The sequence below is a fragment of the Pantoea sp. SGAir0418 genome (assembly GCF_043529865.1).
Genome location: NZ_CP027911.1, coordinates 3,154,666 through 3,174,121 on the forward strand (window position 1 = coordinate 3,154,666; position 19,456 = coordinate 3,174,121).

The window sequence follows — 19,456 nt, forward strand, 5'->3', positions numbered from 1 at the left end:
AAGGCCTGATTTCAGGCCTTTTTCATGCGCGCCGGCAGCTCTGCGAGACTATCAATCACCCAATCCGCAGCCGCTTCGCCTTCGGCGGTGACCGGCTTACCACTGCGCACCAGCACTTTGGTTCCCACACCTGCCGCCTGCGCTGCCAGCATATCTTCCAGCTTATCGCCCACCATATAAGAAGCTGCCATATCGATGTTCAGGTGTTTCTGCGCCGAAAGCAGCATGCCCGGTTGCGGCTTGCGGCAATCGCAAGTCTGGCGGTACTCCACGACCGTTGCATCAGGCAGATGCGGACAGAAATAGATGCCGTCGAGATCGACATCGCGATCGGCCAGTGACCAGTCCATCCACTCGGTGAGTTGCATAAACTGATCTTCGGTAAACATGCCGCGCGCGATGCCAGACTGGTTGGTCACCAGCACCAGCGCGTAGCCCATCTTCTTTAACGCCTGCAGCGCTTCAATGGTGCCATCAATAAACTGAAAATTATCGATCTCATGAACATAGCCGTGATCGACATTCAGGGTGCCATCACGATCGAGAAAAATAGCCGGGACTGGGTTCGCCACGTAGAAACTCCTGCTGCAAATAGTGCCGCGCAGTATCGCATGATTGCGCGTACCGTGAGAATGGCAGATTGAATGACTTTGATTGATTTAGCCGTCTGGATGCCTTACCATCCATCCAGATTTCGCCTGCCCCGGCGGCGCGAAAACCGATACACCACGGACAACGCAACACGATAACAATTAAACTAATGATTAAACTCGAAAATATCACCAAAGTGTTCCAGCAGGGTTCACGCACTATTCAGGCGTTGTCAAACGTTAGCCTGCACGTGCCTGCCGGACAAATTTATGGCGTCATCGGTTCATCCGGTGCCGGTAAAAGTACGCTCATCCGCTGCGTCAATCTGCTGGAGCGCCCGACATCCGGTCGCGTGCTGGTTGACGGTCAGGAGCTCACCGCGCTCTCTTCCGGGCAGTTAACGCTGGCGCGCCGCCAGATTGGCATGATCTTCCAGCACTTCAACCTGATGAACTCCCGCACCGTGTCGGGCAACGTTGCGCTGCCGCTTGAGCTGGGTAACCTGTCACGCGAAGCGATCAAAAAGCGCGTCAGCGAGCTGCTGGAGCTGGTCGGTCTGGCGGACAAACACGACAGCTGGCCGGCGAATCTGTCCGGCGGTCAGAAACAGCGCGTCGCGATTGCCCGTGCGCTGGCCAGCAATCCGAAGGTGCTGCTGTGTGATGAAGCCACCAGCGCGCTGGACCCGGCCACCACCCGCTCGATTCTGGAGCTGCTGAAAGACATCAACCGTCGTCTCGGCATCACTATTCTGCTGATTACTCACGAGATGGATGTGGTGAAACGCATCTGCGATCAGGTGGCGGTGATCAGCAACGGCGAACTGATTGAAAAAGACAGCGTCAGCGAAGTGTTCTCGCACCCGAAAACGCCCCTGGCCCAGCAGTTTATTCAGTCAACGCTGCATCTGGATATTCCGGATGATTACCAGCAGCGCATGCAGGCGAGCGCGGGCAGCGAGAGCGTGCCGCTGCTGCGACTGGAGTTCACCGGTAAATCGGTGGATGCGCCGCTGCTGTCAGAAGCCGCGCGCCGTTTCAACGTCAATAACAACATTATCAGTGCCCAGATGGATTACGCCGGTGGCGTGAAGTTCGGCATCATGCTGGCCGAAATGGACGGCAGTGAAACAGATACACAAGCCGCTATTGCCTGGCTGAAAGAAAATCATGTGAAAGTAGAGGTGCTGGGTTATGTCTGAAGCGATGCTGTGGTTACTGACGCGTGGCGTCTGGGAAACGCTGATGATGACCTTTGTTTCTGGTTTCTTTGGCTTTGTGCTTGGCCTGCCGGTTGGCGTACTGCTGTACGTCACCCGTCCGGGGCAGATTCTGGCCAACACTGCGCTGTATCGCGTGCTGTCAGCCATCGTCAATATTTTCCGTTCCATTCCTTTCATTATCCTGCTGGTGTGGATGATTCCGTTTACCCGCGCCATCGTCGGCACCTCCATTGGGCTGCAGGCGGCCATCGTTCCGCTGACCGTGGGCGCGGCGCCGTTTATCGCCCGTATGGTAGAGAACGCGCTGCTTGAGTTGCCGACCGGACTGATTGAAGCCTCGCGCGCCATGGGTGCCACACCGCTGCAGATCGTGCGTAAGGTGCTGCTGCCGGAAGCGCTGCCAGGGCTGGTGAATGCCGCTACAATTACCCTGATTACGCTGGTGGGCTACTCCGCCATGGGCGGTGCTGTGGGCGCGGGCGGTCTGGGCCAGATTGGCTATCAGTATGGTTACATCGGCTATAACGCCACCGTGATGAATACCGTGCTGATTTTGCTGGTGGTGCTGGTGTATTTAATTCAGTTCTGTGGTGACCGCATCGTGCGTGCGGTGTCACATAAATAAGCAAACAACATCAATAGTCCTCTATTAAGGAAAGGATATGTCTTTCACATTTAAAAAGATTGCCGCTGTGGGTGCTCTGATTGGCGCGATTGCGCTGGCAGGATGCGATCAGAAAGAGAAAGATCCCAACCACATTAAAGTGGGTGTGATTGTCGGGGCTGAGCAGCAGGTTGCGGAAACTGCCGTGAAAGTCGCGAAAGAGAAATACGGTCTCGATGTTGAACTGGTTACCTTTAACGATTACGTGCTGCCTAACGAAGCGCTGAGCAAAGGCGATATTGACGTTAACGCCTTCCAGCACAAGCCGTACCTCGATCAGCAGATCAAAGACCGCGGTTACAAACTGGTGCCGGTCGGCAACACCTTCGTTTATCCGATTGCCGGCTACTCGAAAAAAATCAAATCGCTGGATGAGCTGCAGAACGGTGCGCAGATCGCTATCCCGAACGATCCAACCAACCTCGGTCGTTCTCTGCTGCTGCTGCAGAAAGTGGGCCTGATCAAACTGAAAGATGGCGTGGGCCTGCTGCCAACCTCACTGGATATCACTGAGAATCCAAAGAACCTGAAGATTGTTGAGCTGGAAGCGCCACAGCTGCCACGTTCACTGGACGATCAGCAGATTGCGCTGGCGGTGATCAACACCACTTACGCCAGCCAGATTGGCCTGACCCCGGCGAAAGACGGCATCTTCGTAGAAGATAAAGACTCGCCGTACGTGAACCTGATCGTTAGCCGCGAAGACAACAAAGACGCGGAGAACGTGAAGAAGTTTGTTGAGGCTTATCAGTCAGACGAAGTGTCTGAAGCCGCCAACAAAATCTTTAACGGCGGCGCAGTGAAAGGCTGGTAATTATCCCTTTCATGCGGTGCAGGGCGGCTTCGGCCGCCCTTTCTATTTCAGCATGTGGCAGCTGACTTGTTATTTCTGGTCGTCCTTGTTTCAATAACGCCACTTTTTATTACATGAGGATGTTGCCATGCGTTTTTTACCGCTCTGCTTGTTGGCATTGATGCTGACCGGGTGCGTGCGTGAATATCACCCAATAAGCAGTGCTCCGTCTCGCCCGCAGCAATCAACCAGCGAACCTCAGCGCAAACCGGCTGCGCGTCCGGCCCCGGTGAAGATCTATACCGATGCGACCGATCTGGTCAGCAATCCGTTCCGCGATCTGGGCGAAGTGTCGGGTGATGATTGCCAGAGCAGCACCCAGGACTCACCGCCGAACCTCAATACCGCGCGTAAACGCCTGCAGATTAAAGCGGCCGGCATGAAAGCCAACGCCGTGCTGCTGCACAAGTGCGAAATTGTCTCCAGCACGCCAGGCTGCTATCGCCAGGCCGTATGCCAGGGCTCCGCGCTGAAAGTCTCCAATCAATGAGTGAATTTGCCTTTGCGCAAATCGGCGTGATCCGTTCGCCGTGGAAAGAGAAATTTGCCGTACCGCGCCAGCCGGGTCTGGTGCAGGACGGCGGTGGCGAACTGCATCTGCTGGCGCCGTATAACCAGCCGGAAGCGGTGCGCGGACTGGAGGCATTCAGCCATTTGTGGGTGTTGTTCGTCTTTCACCAGACCATGGCCGGCGGCTGGCGCCCAACCGTACGCCCGCCGCGCCTCGGCGGTAATGCCCGCATCGGCGTATTTGCCACCCGCTCGACCTTTCGCCCCAATCCTATCGGCATGTCGCTGGTTGAGCTCAAAGGCATTCGCTGCGAGCAGCAACAGGTGATTCTGCAATTAGGCAGCCTCGATTTGGTGGACGGCACCCCTGTGGTGGATATCAAGCCTTACCTGCCCTTCGCCGAAGCGCTGCCTGAGGCGCGCGCGGGTTTCGCCCAGAGCGCGCCCGACGCCAGCATGCCGGTGCGTTTCTCCGCGCAGGCGCAGCAGCAGTTGCAACAGCAGCAACGCCACTACCCGCAGCTGGCGCGCTTTATCACTGAAGTGCTGGCGCAGGATCCGCGCCCGGCTTATCGCAAAGGTGAAAGCCCTGGCCGTGAATATGCAGCCTGGCTGCTCGACTTTAATGTGCGCTGGCGCATTGACGCGGCGGGAACCGAGGTGATCGCGCTCGATCCGCGCTAAAACAAGCTTTTGAGTGACGGATCTCGCTGGTACACTAGCCGCCAGCAAATTTTTTGTTCGTATCCTTCCGTACAACTGGAATCGTAAATTAATGCGTACTACTCAATATCTGCTCTCCACCCTGAAGGAGACGCCTTCCGATGCTGAAGTGATCAGCCACCAGCTGATGCTGCGCGCCGGTATGATCCGCAAACTGGCTTCCGGTCTCTATACCTGGCTGCCGACCGGTATTCGCGTGCTGCGAAAAGTTGAAAACATCGTGCGCGAAGAGATGAACAACGCCGGTGCGATTGAGATCTCCATGCCGGTGGTTCAGCCAGCCGATCTGTGGGAAGAGAGCGGTCGCTGGGAGCAGTACGGCCCGGAGCTGCTGCGCATTAAAGACCGCCACGAACGTCCGTTTGTGCTGGGTCCGACCCATGAAGAAGTGGTCACCGACCTGATCCGCAACGAGCTGAGCTCCTATAAGCAGCTGCCGCTCAACGTCTATCAGATCCAGACCAAATTCCGTGATGAAGTACGCCCGCGTTTTGGCGTGATGCGTTCGCGCGAATTCATCATGAAGGATGCGTATTCGTTCCACACCTCGCAGGAGTCGCTGCAGGAAACTTACGACGCGATGTACCGCGCCTACAGCCAGAGTTTCAGCCGCATGGGGCTGGATTTCCGCGCCGTACAGGCCGATACCGGTTCGATTGGCGGCAGTGGCTCGCATGAGTTCCAGGTGCTGGCGCAGAGTGGTGAAGATGATGTGATCTTCTCCAGCGAGTCCGATTACGCGGCCAACATTGAGAAAGCCGAAGCGCTGGCTCCTGCCGGTGAGCGCCCGGCGGCAACGCAGGCGCTGACGCAGTTCGCTACGCCAAACGCGAAAAGCATCGCCGAGCTGGTCGAACAGCACCAGATCCCGGTAGAAAAAACGGTGAAAACGCTGATTGTGAAAGCCAGCGAAGAGAGCGGTCATTCGCTGGTTGCGCTGCTGTTACGCGGCGACCACGAGCTCAACGAAATCAAAGCCGAGCATCTGGACATTGTGGCCGCGCCACTGGAAATGGGCAACGAGGAAGAGATTCGCGCCGCCATCGGTGCCGGTTTTGGCTCTCTCGGTCCGGTCGGTCTGACCATCCCGGTGATTGCTGACCGCACCGTGGCAAAAATGAGTGACTTCGCGGCAGGCGCCAACATTGATGGCCAGCACTATGCCGGCATCAACTGGGGCCGCGATCTGCCAGAAGCACGCGTAGAAGATATTCGTAACGTGGTAGAAGGCGATCCGAGCCCGGATGGCAAAGGCGTGCTGATGATTAAGCGCGGCATTGAAGTCGGCCACATCTTCCAGCTCGGCACCAAATATTCGGACGCGATGAAAGCAGCGGTACAGGGTGAAGATGGTCGCAATCAGATCATGACCATGGGCTGCTACGGTATCGGTATCACCCGCGTCGTGGCGGCGGCTATCGAACAGAACCACGACGAGCGCGGGATTATCTGGCCAGCGGCGCTGGCACCGTTCGAAGTGGCGATTCTGCCAATGAACATGCACAAATCCTTCCGCGTGAAAGAGCTGGCGGAACAGCTGTACAACGAGCTGCGCGCCAAAGGCATCGATGTCATTCTTGACGATCGTAAAGAGCGTCCGGGCGTGATGTTCGCCGATATGGAACTGATCGGCGTACCGCACACTATCGTGATTGGCGACCGCAACCTGGATAACCAGGAGATCGAGTACAAAGCCCGCGCCGCCAGCGAGAAGCAGATGATTAAGCAGCACGACATCGTCGACTTCCTCAGCCGCGCCCTCAACAAGTAATCCCCTGACGCCTCCTGCCGGAGGCGTTTTTTTTAGCGCAGCTTGCCGCGCAGCGCCTTCACATTGCTGCGTCGTGATTTACCTTCCAGCCGCCGCTCTCGGGACGCCCGCGTCGGGCGCGTCGCGCGGCGCACTTTCTCCACCGTCGTCAGCTCGCGTATCAGGTTGATCAGCCGCTGCAGCGCCGCTTCGCGGTTCATCTCCTGGCTGCGATACTCCTGCGCTTTGATAATCACCACGCCATCGGCGCTGATCAAATGGTGGTTCGCCTCCAGCAGCCGCTGTTTATAAAACGGCGGTAGCGACGAGGCGTGAATATCGAAACGCAGATGGATAGCGGTCGACGTCTTATTGACGTGCTGGCAGCCCGCGCCCTGAGCGCGAATGGCACTGAGCTCCACTTCATTGTCCGCAATTGAAACACTACGTGACAGCACAATCATCTGCCACCTGCCGTTATCAGCGCGGTTGTATCCGGAAATAACCTGTTCATCAACTTAACCTTTTGTGCGCCGCCAGGCTGGCTGAGACCAGTGCTGGCTGTCACTTTTTGCCCTTTCTTTGCCACCTTCCCTGCGCCCCCTGGCTGATTTCCAGCGAACCCCTGTGATATAGTCGCATATCAACCAGAGTATTGATGCTCTGCTGAGGAGGTGTATGTGCAAAAGTATTGTGAGTTAGTTCGCCAGAAGTATGCCGGGATTGGCAGCGGCGACCTGGGGTATGTGCCAGACGCGATCGGATGCGCACTGAAAGCACTCAATGATATTGCCGCTAATTCTGCGCTAAACTCTTCTGTCAGGGAACAGGCAGCGTATGCCGCTGCAAACTTATTGGTGAGCGACTATGTTGACGAATGAAGCCTACAAACCCATCAACTGTGATGACTACGACAACCTCGAGCTCGCCTGTACCAAACACTGGACGCTGTCGCTGGAGCTCAAAAACGGCGACCAGCTGAAGGCGAAAGCCGTGGACATGGTCTCACGTAAAAACGTCGAGTATCTTGCGGTCGACCTCTCCGGTGAAACGCGCGAGCTGCGTCTCGACCACATCGCCAGCTTCAGCCATCCTGAGCTGGGCACCGTTATCGTCAGCGAAGACGAATAATCTCTCCCCGGGCGGGAAAGCTGTTCCCGCCCACCTCGCTTAAGGCTGCAGCGAAGCGTAGTACGCCGCTAAATCATCCATATCCTGATCGCTCAATCCAGCAACAAAGGCTTTCATCACCTCTGCCTGACCGCCACTGCGCTCGCCTTTTTTGTAGGCCTGCAGCGAATGCAGCAGGTAGGGCGCATGCTGTCCGGCCAGATTAGGGTAAAGCGGCACCGCGCTCTTACCTTCCGCGCCATGGCACGCCATACAGCTGGCGGCTTTCTGCGCGCCGGCCCTGACGTCGCCCTGCGCAAACGCCGGCAGCGCAGCAGCCAGTAGCGCCGCGACAATCCACTGTTTCATCATTGCTGTTCCTTTTTAGATGTTGACCAGATCGCCTGCCAGCCTTGCGTCTCGCCCGCCGCGCCTGCGCGGGTGACAAACAGCCCGGGCGCAGCAATCAGCGTCTGGTTGTAGTAAATCAACGGAATGCGTTCGCGCTGCCACGGCGGGACGCCCAGCTCCTGCCACAGTTTTTTCATTTCGCGACCACCAGCCCGGCCGACAACATGGTGATAGCCGCGGGCCTGAAAGCGCACAATAACCTGCTCATCCGCCGCCGGCTGGCGCAGTTCCGCCTGCGCCGGGCTGGCGCGCAGTTCACCCAGCCCATCAGGCAAAATTAATGGCTGCGTCAGCGGCTGCCAGGTTAGCGAATGCTGACTCAGTGAGTGCTGTCGCGGCAGCCAGTAAAGCCGCTCCCGGTAGCGCCGCAGTTCGTGCGCGCCAAAGCGCAGACACGGCTGCGCATCTTCACGGCTGTGCATCACCTCGTCGGTAATGCGCTGCAGCGCGTCGCGCGCGGGCATTGCGCCACCGCGTTCGCTAATCCAGCGCCGCAGCAGCGCGTGCCGCCGTGCCTCGCTACAGGCCAGCAGCGGCGGAAAATGCAGTGCGCCCTGGGCATCGGTCAGCTGCGCCAGCTGCTCGCTGAGCAGCTCATCCAGCAGTTGCTCCTGCTCACCGCATAGCGCTGCGCTGCGGGCACTGGCCGCGCTGAAGTGCGGCCAGCGCGCCTGCAGCAGCGGCAGCACGTCCTGGCGCAGGAAATTGCGATCGTAGCGACGGTCAGCGTTGCTCTCATCGTCAATCCAGTCCAGCTGGTGCCCGACAGCGTAAGCTTCCAGCTGCTGACGGCTGAGGTTGAGCAACGGGCGCAGATGCCAGTGGCCGTTAACCTGCCGCTGCTGCGGCATCGCCGCCAGACCAGCCGGACCACTGCCGCGTTTCAGCGCCAGCAGCAGCGTTTCAGCCTGGTCATCGAGGTGCTGAGCAGTAAGTAAGTACTCACCGGGTTGCAGGTGTGTGAATAACGCCTGATAGCGCGCCGTGCGGGCTGCGGCTTCGATCCCACCGGCGCGAGCGTCCACCTGCACGCGCAGCACCTCGCAGGGAATGTGCCACTGCTGACACTGCTGCTGGCAGTGCGCCGCCCAGCGATCGGCGTTGGGGCTTAAACCATGATGCACGTGTAATGCGCGCACGCGCAGCTGCGGCTGCTGGCGTTGCCAGCTCACTAACTGATGCAGCAGGACGCTGGAATCGAGCCCGCCGCTGAATGCCAGCACGCAGCGGGCATCGGCTGGCAGCAGCGCAGCAAGATGAGAAAAGGACATGCACGCATTCCGTTGAGGTGAACCGCCGGATTGCGGCTCACTGCGCGCGCTATTTTACGCCTGATACAGCTCCAGCGGCAAACCATCCGGATCAGGGAAGAAGGTGCAGGCTTTACCGGTGAGAGCATCGATGCGGATCGGCTCGCACACCACGCCCTTTTCTGCCAGCGCGGCAACCGACTGTTCGACATCATCCACACAAAACGCCAGATGGCGCAGCCCGCACGCTTCCGGCCCGCTGACGCGCGGCGGCGGCGCAGGAAATGAGAACAGCTCAATGGTATAGACGCCATTAAGGCCAAGGTCGCCTTTCCATGAATCGCGCTCAGCGCGATAGTATTCACCCAGCAGCTCAAAGCCCAGCACGTCGCAGTAAAACGCCTTACTGCGCTGATAATCGGTGGCAATAATGGCGATGTGGTGGATCTGTTTTATCTGCAGCATAGCGGCTCCGAAAGTATTCTGAGCCGCTTAGCCTACGTGCCCGGCGCGGCGCTGAAAAGAGGCAATTATCTGAAGTTAGCGCACAGGTTCGTCGTGCAGCACGCGCACCAGATAGCGACCGTCGTCGGTGAGCGTGGCACCGTGAATATCCGTTTCAAAGCCGGGATAGTGCCGCCCGATGGTACAGAGCATCAACAGGAAATCCAGCACCGCCCGGCTCTGTTCGGTAATCATCTCGCCCGGCATCACCAGCGGCACGCCTGGCGGATAAGGCAGGATCATGTTGGCTGAAATCCGCCCGACCAGCTCGCGAATGTCCACGGTTTCCACCTGCCCCTGCACCTGCCGCTGAAACGCCTGGTGCGGCGTCATCTTCATCTCCGGCAGAACGTCGAATGCCCGCAGCATCAGACGCGGCAGATCGTGCTGCAGGATCAGCTGATGAATGCCCTGCGCCAGCGTCTGGATGCGCATGTTACGGTAGAAGTCAGGATCTTCAGCATAGAGATCCGGCAGCATGTTTTTTACCCGCAGGTTGAGATCGTAGGCGCGTTTGAACTCCGTCAGTCCGCGCAGCACGCTCATCGCTTTGGTTTTATCGATGCCAATGCTGAACAGGAACAGCAGATTGTACGGCCCGGTCTTCTCCACCACGATGCCACGCTGGTCGAGGAATTTCGCCACCAGCGCGGCCGGAATGCCCTCTTCCGCCATCTGGCCCAGTTCGCTCATGCCCGGCGTGAGAATGGTGACTTTGATGGGATCGAGATACATATGATCGCGATCGGCGTGGGTAAAGCCGTGCCACGCCTCGTCGCCCGGCTGAATCGGCCAGCATTCGGCTTCATCCACCTGCTCCGGCTGCCAGATATCAAAGAACCAGCCGTCAGACTCTTCGCGCAGCCGCTGGATCTCGCGGCGAAAATGCAGCGCGCGCTCCACCGAGCGATTAATCAGCCGCCGGCCCGGATTACCGCGCAGCATCGCCGCCGCGGTCTCAATCGAAGAGACGATCGCGTAGCTCGGCGAGGTGGTGGTGTGCATCATGTAGGCTTCGTTGAAGGTGTCGTGATCGTAATCGCCCTTGATGTGAATCAGCGACGCCTGTGAGAACGCCGCCAGCAGTTTGTGGGTCGACTGGGTTTCATAGATCACTTTGCCTGGAATACGCTCGCCGCTCATGCCGCTTTTGCCGCTGTAGATAGGGTGAAAATTGGTGTACGGCACCCAGGCGGAATCGAAATGGATGGACGGCACGTCCAGCGTCTGTTTGATGTATTGCGTGTTATACAGCAGACCATCGTAGGTTGAGTTGGTGATCACCGCATGCACCGGCCAGCTGGCGCGCGGGGTCGCGTTAACTTTCTGCTGAATGCTGTCGCGGGTGAATTCGCGCTTAGGGATGCCACCCAGGATGCCCAGCGCGTTGCGCGTCGGTTTGAGCCAGATGGGGATGATGTCGCTCATCATCAGCAGATGGGTCAGCGATTTGTGGCAGTTGCGGTCAATCAGTACCGTGCTGCCGGCCGGTGCGGCGTACATTCCGACGATTTTATTTGAAGTCGACGTGCCGTTGGTAACCATATAGCTCTGTTCAGCGCCAAAGGTGCGCGCCACATACTCTTCTGCTTCAAGGTGCGGACCGGTGTGATCGAGCAGCGAGCCCAGTTCGGTGACCGAGATCGATACATCCGCTTTCAGCGTGTTGGCGCCGAAGAAATCATAGAACAGGCTGCCGACCGGGCTTTTCTGAAACGCCGTGCCGCCCATGTGGCCCGGCGTGCAGAAGGTGTATTTCCCCTCTTTGACGTAGGTGAACAGCGCTTTGGTCAGCGGCGGCATAATTTTGTCGATGTACTCATCGGTGTACTGCCGGATATGCAGTGCAATATCGTCAGCGGCGTTGAGCGCGTATTCGAAGAAGTGCAGCGCCATGCGCATTTCATTAATGCTGACATCCATCTGCGAATGGGTGTTGATGAAGGCATACAGCGGCAGTGATTCGTTAAGCTGATTGATGTCGCTGCACAGCGCCAGGCTGTAGTCGTCCCAGTCAAATATCACCCCGCAGACGCGCGGGTTGTGTTCAATCAGTTTCAGCAGGTCGCTGGCATTGTTGGGATAAACGGTCTGGAAACCCTGCAGCTTCAGCGCCGCGTCCAGTTCGCGAATCGGTTCATCTTTGTAGAACGCGCCGTGCGGTCCCATGATCGCAATAATATTCAATGCTCACCTCCTGTGGTGTTGTGGCACGGAATAAGGATAGCGAAAAGTGGCGGGTGAATGTTCCGGAATAGCGCCGTTGTTGGCCTGATGTTTGCCAGCGATGCATCTCAGGTCGCCATGAATGGCGCCCCTTATATCCCGATCATTCTCCTCCGGGTATGATGATCCCCGACTGATCATCGGGAAGTTGCTGGTGAGATGGGGGCGCCCCCTGGGCATAAAGCCTGCTTCGTAGATTCATCCCCGGCAACTTAACTCCCGCCTTCAAGACCGGACGGTATCCTGTGCCCCGAGCACGCATCCATAAGGATGGTCATGGCGGTTTCCCTGTGCTGTTAAGGAGAATCTATGCAAACCCGTATGCCTGTCGGCATTGATATTGCCTCCGGAAAGTTTGATGTGGCCGTCTGGAAAGGCGACACGTCTTACAAAACCAAAGTCTTTCCCAACACCCCTAAGGGCTTTATCGCCCTGAAAAAATGGCTGGAGCCGTTCGGCTGCTGCCATATCTGCATGGAGGCTACCGGCGCGTACAGTGAGCCGCTGGCCACCTTCCTGCACGACGAAGGCTATGATGTCAGCGTGGAAAATCCCGCGCGCATCAGGCGCTTCGGACAGGCGGAGCTGAGCCGTAACAAGACGGATAAAGACGATGCGCGCATGATAGCGCGCTACTGTAAACTGCACGGCCCGTCGCTGTGGCAGCCGGCGCCGCTGAATGAACGCAGGCTGAAGGCGCTGGTGAAGCGCCTGACGAATCTTCAGGAAATGCGGCAGATGGAAGAGAACCGGCTGGAGGTCTCGGATGCGGTGGTGCAGCCCTCAATCCGCGTGGTCATTGCGGCGCTGGATGCGCAGATAGACGAAACGAAGCGGGCAATAAACGACCATATCGACAATGATCCGGGCCTTAAAAAGAACAGGGAACTGCTGGAGTCCATCCCGGGCATCGCGGGCGTGCTGAGCAGCACGATGCTGGCGTATCTGGGGGACATGTCGAGGTTCAGCAGCAGCAAGGCGCTTGTGGCGTGGGTGGGTCTGAATCCGATGCGGCAGGAGTCCGGTGAGTGGAAGGGCAAAAGCAGGATATCGAAGATGGGCAACAGCGCGATGCGCAAGGCCCTGTACATGCCTGCGATAGTGGCGATGAAGTGGAATCCGGCGGTGAGTGCGCTGAAGAAACGGCTGGATGCGGGTAAGAAAACGGGAAAAGTCGTGGTGTGCGCGGCGATGAAGAAGCTGCTGCAGCTGGCTTATGGCGTGCTGAAATCGGGTCGTCCGTTCGATGCCGAAATATGTCTTGCCAGGTAACCGGCAAGACGGTATCTACAGGATTACTACCCGGTTTTTCCCAGGGTGCGCATTGAGGTACAAACAGGCATAAAAAAAGCGGACCGGGGTCCGCTTCTGTGAAGACTTTTCGGCGCTTACGCGTAGCCGTAGCTCATCAGGCGCTGATAGCGGCGGTTAAGCAGCTCTTCCGTACTCAGCACATCGAGATCGGCCAGATCGGCCAGCAGCTGCTGCTTGAGCGCTGCCGCCATGTCCACCGGATGACGGTGCGCGCCGCCCAGCGGTTCCGGGATGATCGAATCGATCAGCTTCAGCTCTTTCAGACGCCCGGCGGTGATGCCCATCGCTTCTGCGGCGAGTGGCGCTTTGTCGGCGCTCTTCCACAGAATTGACGCACAGCCTTCCGGTGAGATCACCGAGTAGGTGCTGTACTGCAGCATATTCACTTTATCGCCAACGCCAATCGCCAGCGCGCCGCCGGAGCCGCCTTCGCCGATCACGGTACAGATCACCGGGATCTTCAAACCGGACATCTCGCGCAGGTTGCGGGCAATCGCTTCAGACTGACCGCGCTCTTCCGCGCCCACGCCCGGATAGGCACCCGGCGTGTCGATGAAGGTGATCAGTGGCATCTTAAAGCGCTCGGCCATCTCCATCAGACGCAGTGCTTTACGGTAGCCCTCGGGTGCTGGCATACCGAAGTTACGCCGGATTTTCTCTTTGGTTTCGCGGCCTTTCTGATGGCCAATGACCATCACCGGACGCCCATCCAGACGAGCGATGCCGCCGACAATGGCTTTATCATCGGCATAGGCGCGGTCACCGGCCAGCTCGTCAAAATCGTCAAACGCATTGCGGACATAGTCCAGCGTATAAGGACGCAGCGGATGGCGCGCCAGCTGCGCAACCTGCCATGCACCCAAATCGGAGAAGATTTTACGGGTCAGCTCGACGCTTTTCTCGCGCAGACGCTGCACTTCCTCATCCAGATTAATATCGTGTTTCTCATCCGAACGACCAATCGATTTCAGCGAGTCGATTTTCGCTTCCAGTTCAGCGATTGGCTGTTCAAAATCCAGGTAATTAAGACTCATAATGTTCCTGTTTTAGTCAAACTCCAGTTCCACCTGCTCCGACCCTACTAACGACCGCAAATCGTTGAGTAAACGATCGCTGGGCGAAATACGCCACGCTGCACCAAAGCGCAGCTTCGCCCGCGCATCTGCTCTCTGATAATAGAGATGCACCGGAATGGTCCCGGAGCGATGAGGCTCCAGAGACTGGCGGAGACGGTTTAAAAGCTGGTCATCAATTTGCCTGTCCGTCAGCGAGATAGCAAGTCCGCGCGCGTATTTTTCCCGCGCTTCGTCGATGTCCATGACTTCCCGGGCGGTCATTTTAAGCCCACCGCTAAAGTCATCAAAGCTGACCTGTCCACTGACGATCAGGATACGGTCCTTCTCCAGCAGCTGCTGGTATTTATCTAACGCATCGGTAAATAACATCACCTCGAGACGGCCAGAGCGGTCGTCAAGAGTACAGATACCAATTCGGTTGCCGCGCTTGGTGACCATGACGCGAGCGGCAATCACCAGCCCGGCCGCAACGGTCACTTTACCACGTTCTGTTGGATGCATGTCTTTCAGGCGCATGCCGCCAACGTAGCGCTCAATTTCTTTCAGATACTGATTGATCGGATGGCCGGTGAGATACAGACCGAGCGTCTCACGCTCGCCATCCAGCTGCACCTGTTCCGGCCACGGCGTAATGGCCGCATAAGATTGCTCAACCTGCTCGGGCTCTTCGGCCAGCACGCCGAACATATCCGCCTGTCCCGTCGCTTCGGCTTTGGCATGCTGATCCGCCGCCTTCAGGGCGTCACCCAGCGCGCTCATCAACGCGGCGCGGTGCGGGCCAAGACGATCGAACGCGCCGGACATGATCAGTTTTTCCATCACGCGACGGTTGATCTTTTTGGTGTCGGTGCGCGCGCAGAGATCAAACAGCTCTTTAAAGTAGCCGCCCTGATTACGCGCTTCGAGGATCGCTTCGATCGGCCCCTCACCCACGCCTTTGATGGCGCCGATGCCGTACACGATCTCCCCGTCATCGTTGACGTGGAACGGATAGAGCCCGGAGTTAATGTCTGGCGGCAGCACTTTCAGCCCCATGCGCCAGCACTCATCCACCAGTCCAACCACCTTCTCGGTGTTATCCATATCGGCGGTCATCACCGCCGCCATGAACTCGGCCGGATAGTGCGCTTTCAGCCACAGCGTCTGATAGGAGACCAGCGCATAAGCAGCAGAGTGCGACTTGTTAAAGCCGTAGCCTGCGAACTTCTCCACCAGATCGAAGATTTTCATCGACAGTTCGCCGTTGATACCCATCTTCTCAGCACCGTCCTGGAACACCGAACGCTGCTTGGCCATCTCCTCCGGCTTCTTTTTACCCATGGCACGACGCAGCATATCCGCGCCGCCCAGCGTATAGCCGGACAGCACCTGCGCAATCTGCATCACCTGTTCCTGATACAGGATGATGCCGTAGGTCGGCTCCAGCACGGGCTTCAGGCTCTCATGCTGCCACTGAATATCCGGGTAAGAGATGGCTTCACGGCCGTGCTTACGGTCAATAAAGTTATCGACCATGCCCGACTGCAGCGGCCCCGGACGGAACAGCGCTACCAGTGCGATCATATCTTCGAAGCAGTCCGGCTTGAGGCGCTTGATCAGATCTTTCATGCCGCGCGATTCAAGCTGGAATACCGCGGTGGTTTCCGAGCGTTGCAGCATGTCGAAGCTTTTTTTGTCATCCAGCGGGATGGCGGCGATATCGATCGGCGGTAAACCCTGCTTTTCGCGCCGCGGATTGATCATCTTCAGCGCCCAGTCGATGATGGTCAGCGTGCGCAGGCCGAGGAAGTCAAACTTCACCAGTCCGGCGTATTCCACGTCGTTTTTATCGAACTGGGTGACCGGGAACTGGCCGTTCTCATCACAGTACAGCGGCGCAAAATCGGTGATTTTGGTCGGCGCAATGACCACGCCACCGGCGTGCTTGCCAGCGTTACGCGTGACCCCTTCCAGCTTGCGCGCCATATCGATCAGCGCTTTGACCTCTTCGTCAGCTTCGTAGATCTCCGGCAGCTGCGGTTCCGCCTGGAACGCTTTTTCCAGCGTCATGCCGGGATCCGGCGGGATCAGTTTTGAGATGCGATCAACAAAGCCGTACGGATGCCCCAGCACCCGGCCGACGTCGCGAATCACCGCTTTCGCCGCCATGGTACCAAAGGTGATAATCTGCGACACCGCATCGCGGCCGTACATCTCAGCCACGTGATCGATCACCTGGTCACGTTTTTCCATGCAGAAGTCGACGTCGAAGTCGGGCATCGAGACACGTTCCGGGTTAAGGAAACGTTCGAACAGCAGGTCAAACTCCAGCGGATCGAGATCGGTAATTTTCAGCGCGTAGGCCACCAGCGAACCGGCGCCGGAACCACGCCCCGGCCCGACCGGAATGCCGTTGTCCTTCGACCACTGGATAAACTCCATCACGATCAGGAAGTAGCCGGGGAAACCCATCTGGTTAATGACGTTGAGCTCGATGTCGAGACGCTCGTCATACTCCGGCCGGCGTTCAGCACGCACCTGCTCATCCGGGAAGAGAAACGCCAGGCGCTCCTCCAGCCCTTCGCGCGACTTCATCACCAGAAAATCTTCGGTCGACATGTCGCCGGTCGGGAATTGCGGCAGGAAGTATTCGCCGAGGCGCACCGTGACGTTACAACGCTTAGCAATCTCTACGCTGTTTTCCAGCGCTTCCGGGATGTCCGAGAACAGCTCGCACATCTCCTCTTCGCTGCGCATATATTGCTGAGGACTGTAGTTGCGCGGACGTTTGGGATCGTCCAGCGTGTAGCCGTCGTGAATCGCTACGCGGATTTCGTGCGCATCGAAATCTTCTTCATTCAGGAAGCAGACTTCATTGGTGGCCACCACCGGCACCGATTCAGCGATCGCCAGTTCCACCGCGGCGTGCAGATACGCCTCTTCGTCTGGCCGGCCGGTGCGCGTCAGTTCCAGGTAATAGCGGTTGGGAAAATGCTGCTGGTAGAAACTCAGGCACTGCGCCACCAGCGCGTTATTGCCGCGCAGCAGGCTGCGACCAACGTCGCCGCGCCGTCCGCCCGACAGCAGAATCACCCCTTCGCCCAGCTCCAGGAGCCAGTCGCGATCGATAATCGGTCCGGCGATACCGTATCCGCGCTGGTAAGCGCGCGAAATCAGTAGCGTCAGATTCTGGTAACCGGTGTTATTAGCGGCCAGCACGGTGAGCTGCGTCAGCTCATCGCCCATCAAATCGCTGGCCACCTGGAAGTCGGCCCCGACGATCGGTTTGATACCGGCGCTGTGCGCGCTGCCATAAAAGCGCACCAGCCCGCACAGGTTGGTGTAGTCGGTGATGGCAATGGCGGGCATGCCGAGCGCGGCCGCCTTTTTTACCAGCGGCCCGGTCTTGGCCAGACCATCGACCATGGAGTAATCGCTGTGTACGCGCAGATGTATAAAACGAGGTTCAGCCATATCAGTTTCCGGTTAAAACAGCGTCAGGCTATTAAAGCGTAGTCGGCTGGCGCGCGGCCAGCACATCAGCATCAATCAGGGCGTTACGCACCGGCGCAAAGCTGCGGCGGTGGTGAGGTGTGGCACCAAACTGCGTCAGTTTTTCCATGTGCAGCGCGGTCGGATAGCCTTTGTGCTGGGCGAAACCGTACTGCGGAAACAGCAGGTCCAGCTCGGCCATTTCACGGTCGCGCGTGACTTTGGCAATAATCGAGGCGGCGCTGATTTCCCGCACCAGACTATCGCCCTTCACCACCGCCTGCGACGGCATCGGCAGCGCCGGACAGCGGTTGCCATCAATCAGGACAAAATCCGGTGCAATATGCAGACCGGCAACCGCGCGCTGCATCGCCAGCATGGTGGCGTGCAGGATGTTCAGCTGATCGATCTCTTCCGGTTCAGCGCGGCCCAGGCTCCACGCCAGCGCTTTCTCTTTGATTTCATCAAACAGCGCAAGGCGGCGCTTTTCAGACAGCTTTTTGGAATCCGCCAGGCCGGCAATCGGCCGCGCTGGATCGAGGATCACGGCGGCGGTCACCACGGCACCGACCAGCGGGCCACGTCCGACTTCATCAACGCCGGCAATCAGCCGGGCATCAGGATAGATAAATTCAGCCATTGGCAATCTCCAGTACCGCATCCGCCGCCTGTTCGTCGGCGTTCCAGCGAATCTGCTGATGCAATTGGGTGAAAGTGGCCAGCAGCGCGTCACGCTCCGGACCGGCATGCAGCAGCGGCTCCAGCGCCGCGGCTAACGCTGCAGGCTGGCACTCCTCCTGCAGCAGCTCCTGCACCAGCTCACGGCCGGCCAGCAGGTTAGGCAGCGAAACGTACGGGGTTTTCACCAGCCGCTTCGCCAGCCAGAAGGTGAACGGCTTCATACGATAGCCCACCACCATCGGGCATTTCGCCAGCATGCACTCCAGCGCTGCAGTGCCGGAAGCCAGAATCGCCGCGTCGCTGGCGATCATCGCCTGGCGCCCTTTGCCATCCAGCAGGTGCATCGGCAATTCCGGCGCGACGCTGGCTTTAATCTGCTCGAACTGCGCGCGCCGCTTCGCGTTAACCAGCGGCACCACGATCTCCAGCGCCGGATAGCGCTGGCGCAGCAGCTGTGCAGCGCGCAGGAAATCGGCGCTGAGCATCTCCACTTCCGCGCCACGGCTGCCCGGCAGCAGGCCAAGGCACAGCGCATCGTCAGCGATGCCTAATTCACGCCGCGCGGCCAGTTTGTCCGGCTGCAGCGGCATCGCATCGGCCATGGTGTGCCCGATAAAGCGGCACGGCACGTTGTAGCGATCGTAAAACGCTTTTTCAAAAGGCAGAAACGCCAGCACCAGATCGGTGTTGCGGCCAATTTTGAACACGCGCTTTTGTCGCCAGGCCCACACGGAGGGACTGACATAATGAATGGTGCGAATGCCGGCACGCTTGAGGTTGCCTTCCAGCGTGATGTTGAAATCCGGGGCATCGATGCCGACGAAGACATCCGGCCGCAGCTCGGTAAAGCGCTGGGTTAAATCCTTGCGGATGTGCAGCAAACGGCGCAGGCGGCCAAGCACCTCAACGATGCCCATTACCGCCAGCTCTTCCATCTCGTACCAGGCTTCGCAGCCTTCGGCCTGCATCAGCGGACCGGCAACGCCAACGAAGCGCGCGTCAGGATGGCGCGCTTTCAGCGCACGAATCAATCCGGCACCAAGAATATCGCCGGAGGTTTCTCCGGCGACCAGGGCAATCGTTAAGGGACGCACTGACAT

General features: G+C 58.2%; 19 protein-coding genes. 9 read left to right on the plus strand and 10 right to left on the minus strand.

The window, feature by feature from the left end; translation table 11 throughout:
* Window positions 1-11: 11 nt before the first annotated feature.
* Entirely contained in the window at window positions 12-572 is a 561-nt protein-coding gene (gmhB, locus tag C1N84_RS14850) for a D-glycero-beta-D-manno-heptose 1,7-bisphosphate 7-phosphatase (RefSeq protein ID WP_058780475.1), read from the minus strand.
* A 188-nt stretch (window positions 573-760) separates the two neighbouring features.
* On the opposite strand from gmhB, the gene metN reads away from it, so the two are divergent.
* The 6 genes from metN to proS all read left to right on the plus strand — a co-directional run bounded on the left by metN (window position 761) and on the right by proS (window position 6,334).
* Window positions 761-1,792: a methionine ABC transporter ATP-binding protein MetN gene (gene metN, locus C1N84_RS14855; RefSeq protein ID WP_127833709.1), complete on the plus strand. Its 1,032-nt coding sequence runs from the start codon at window positions 761-763 to the stop codon at window positions 1,790-1,792.
* Window positions 1,785-2,438, plus strand: coding sequence for a methionine ABC transporter permease MetI (locus C1N84_RS14860; RefSeq protein ID WP_021507464.1), 654 nt, complete (start codon window positions 1,785-1,787; stop codon window positions 2,436-2,438). The genes metN and C1N84_RS14860 overlap by 8 nt, the downstream gene beginning before the upstream one ends.
* 37 nt (window positions 2,439-2,475) lie before the next feature.
* Window positions 2,476-3,291, plus strand: coding sequence for a MetQ/NlpA family lipoprotein (locus C1N84_RS14865; protein ID WP_021507465.1), 816 nt, complete (start codon window positions 2,476-2,478; stop codon window positions 3,289-3,291).
* Window positions 3,292-3,418: 127 nt separating this feature from the next.
* Window positions 3,419-3,820 (plus strand): Rcs stress response system protein RcsF, encoded by a 402-nt coding sequence (rcsF, locus tag C1N84_RS14870; RefSeq protein ID WP_021507466.1) that lies wholly within the window; start codon window positions 3,419-3,421, stop codon window positions 3,818-3,820.
* Entirely contained in the window at window positions 3,817-4,524 is a 708-nt protein-coding gene (gene tsaA, locus C1N84_RS14875; RefSeq protein ID WP_104094480.1) for a tRNA (N6-threonylcarbamoyladenosine(37)-N6)-methyltransferase TrmO, read from the plus strand. Before rcsF ends, tsaA begins: the two co-directional genes overlap by 4 nt.
* Before the next feature lie 91 nt (window positions 4,525-4,615).
* The gene (gene proS / locus C1N84_RS14880; RefSeq protein WP_021507468.1) at window positions 4,616-6,334 is read left to right on the plus strand and encodes a proline--tRNA ligase; all 1,719 of its coding nucleotides are present in this window, start codon (window positions 4,616-4,618) and stop codon (window positions 6,332-6,334) included.
* A 32-nt stretch (window positions 6,335-6,366) separates the two neighbouring features.
* Here proS and arfB read toward each other — a convergent pair whose 3' ends face one another.
* Window positions 6,367-6,777 carry an alternative ribosome rescue aminoacyl-tRNA hydrolase ArfB gene (arfB, locus tag C1N84_RS14885; RefSeq protein WP_394541656.1) on the minus strand — a complete coding sequence of 137 codons (411 nt, stop codon included), beginning with the start codon at window positions 6,775-6,777 and terminating at the stop codon, window positions 6,367-6,369.
* 216 nt (window positions 6,778-6,993) lie between these two features.
* On the opposite strand from arfB, the gene C1N84_RS14890 reads away from it, so the two are divergent.
* Window positions 6,994-7,194: a YaeP family protein gene (locus tag C1N84_RS14890; protein WP_021507470.1), complete on the plus strand. Its 201-nt coding sequence runs from the start codon at window positions 6,994-6,996 to the stop codon at window positions 7,192-7,194.
* Window positions 7,181-7,444 (plus strand): Rho-binding antiterminator, encoded by a 264-nt coding sequence (gene rof / locus C1N84_RS14895; RefSeq protein ID WP_021507471.1) that lies wholly within the window; start codon window positions 7,181-7,183, stop codon window positions 7,442-7,444. Before C1N84_RS14890 ends, rof begins: the two co-directional genes overlap by 14 nt.
* Before the next feature lie 39 nt (window positions 7,445-7,483).
* Here the strand turns inward: rof and C1N84_RS14900 are convergent, their stop codons facing one another.
* The 4 genes from C1N84_RS14900 to C1N84_RS14915 all read right to left on the minus strand — a co-directional run bounded on the left by C1N84_RS14900 (window position 7,484) and on the right by C1N84_RS14915 (window position 11,775).
* Window positions 7,484-7,792 (minus strand): c-type cytochrome, encoded by a 309-nt coding sequence (locus C1N84_RS14900; RefSeq protein WP_058780481.1) that lies wholly within the window; start codon window positions 7,790-7,792, stop codon window positions 7,484-7,486.
* Window positions 7,792-9,105 (minus strand): tRNA lysidine(34) synthetase TilS, encoded by a 1,314-nt coding sequence (gene tilS, locus C1N84_RS14905; protein ID WP_264441614.1) that lies wholly within the window; start codon window positions 9,103-9,105, stop codon window positions 7,792-7,794. Before tilS ends, C1N84_RS14900 begins: the two co-directional genes overlap by 1 nt.
* Window positions 9,106-9,159: 54 nt before the next feature.
* Window positions 9,160-9,549, minus strand: coding sequence for a VOC family protein (locus C1N84_RS14910; RefSeq protein WP_058770579.1), 390 nt, complete (start codon window positions 9,547-9,549; stop codon window positions 9,160-9,162).
* 75 nt (window positions 9,550-9,624) lie between these two features.
* Complete coding sequence (locus tag C1N84_RS14915) at window positions 9,625-11,775, minus strand: lysine decarboxylase LdcC (protein ID WP_264441615.1); 2,151 nt, start codon at window positions 11,773-11,775, stop codon at window positions 9,625-9,627.
* Window positions 11,776-12,123: 348 nt separating this feature from the next.
* On the opposite strand from C1N84_RS14915, the gene C1N84_RS14920 reads away from it, so the two are divergent.
* Window positions 12,124-13,086, plus strand: a complete 963-nt coding sequence (locus C1N84_RS14920) for an IS110 family RNA-guided transposase (RefSeq protein ID WP_104189859.1) — start codon at window positions 12,124-12,126, stop codon at window positions 13,084-13,086.
* A gap of 116 nt (window positions 13,087-13,202) precedes the next feature.
* Here the strand turns inward: C1N84_RS14920 and accA are convergent, their stop codons facing one another.
* The 4 genes from accA to lpxB are packed head-to-tail and all read right to left on the minus strand — an operon-like array spanning window position 13,203 to window position 19,456.
* Window positions 13,203-14,162, minus strand: a complete 960-nt coding sequence (accA, locus tag C1N84_RS14925) for an acetyl-CoA carboxylase carboxyl transferase subunit alpha (RefSeq protein WP_021507476.1) — start codon at window positions 14,160-14,162, stop codon at window positions 13,203-13,205.
* Between the two features lie 12 nt (window positions 14,163-14,174).
* Window positions 14,175-17,657 (minus strand): DNA polymerase III subunit alpha, encoded by a 3,483-nt coding sequence (gene dnaE, locus C1N84_RS14930; protein WP_264441616.1) that lies wholly within the window; start codon window positions 17,655-17,657, stop codon window positions 14,175-14,177.
* A 31-nt stretch (window positions 17,658-17,688) separates the two neighbouring features.
* Window positions 17,689-18,315 carry a ribonuclease HII gene (gene rnhB, locus C1N84_RS14935; RefSeq protein ID WP_058759533.1) on the minus strand — a complete coding sequence of 209 codons (627 nt, stop codon included), beginning with the start codon at window positions 18,313-18,315 and terminating at the stop codon, window positions 17,689-17,691.
* Window positions 18,308-19,456 carry a lipid-A-disaccharide synthase gene (gene lpxB, locus C1N84_RS14940; RefSeq protein ID WP_058759532.1) on the minus strand — a complete coding sequence of 383 codons (1,149 nt, stop codon included), beginning with the start codon at window positions 19,454-19,456 and terminating at the stop codon, window positions 18,308-18,310. The genes rnhB and lpxB overlap by 8 nt, the downstream gene beginning before the upstream one ends.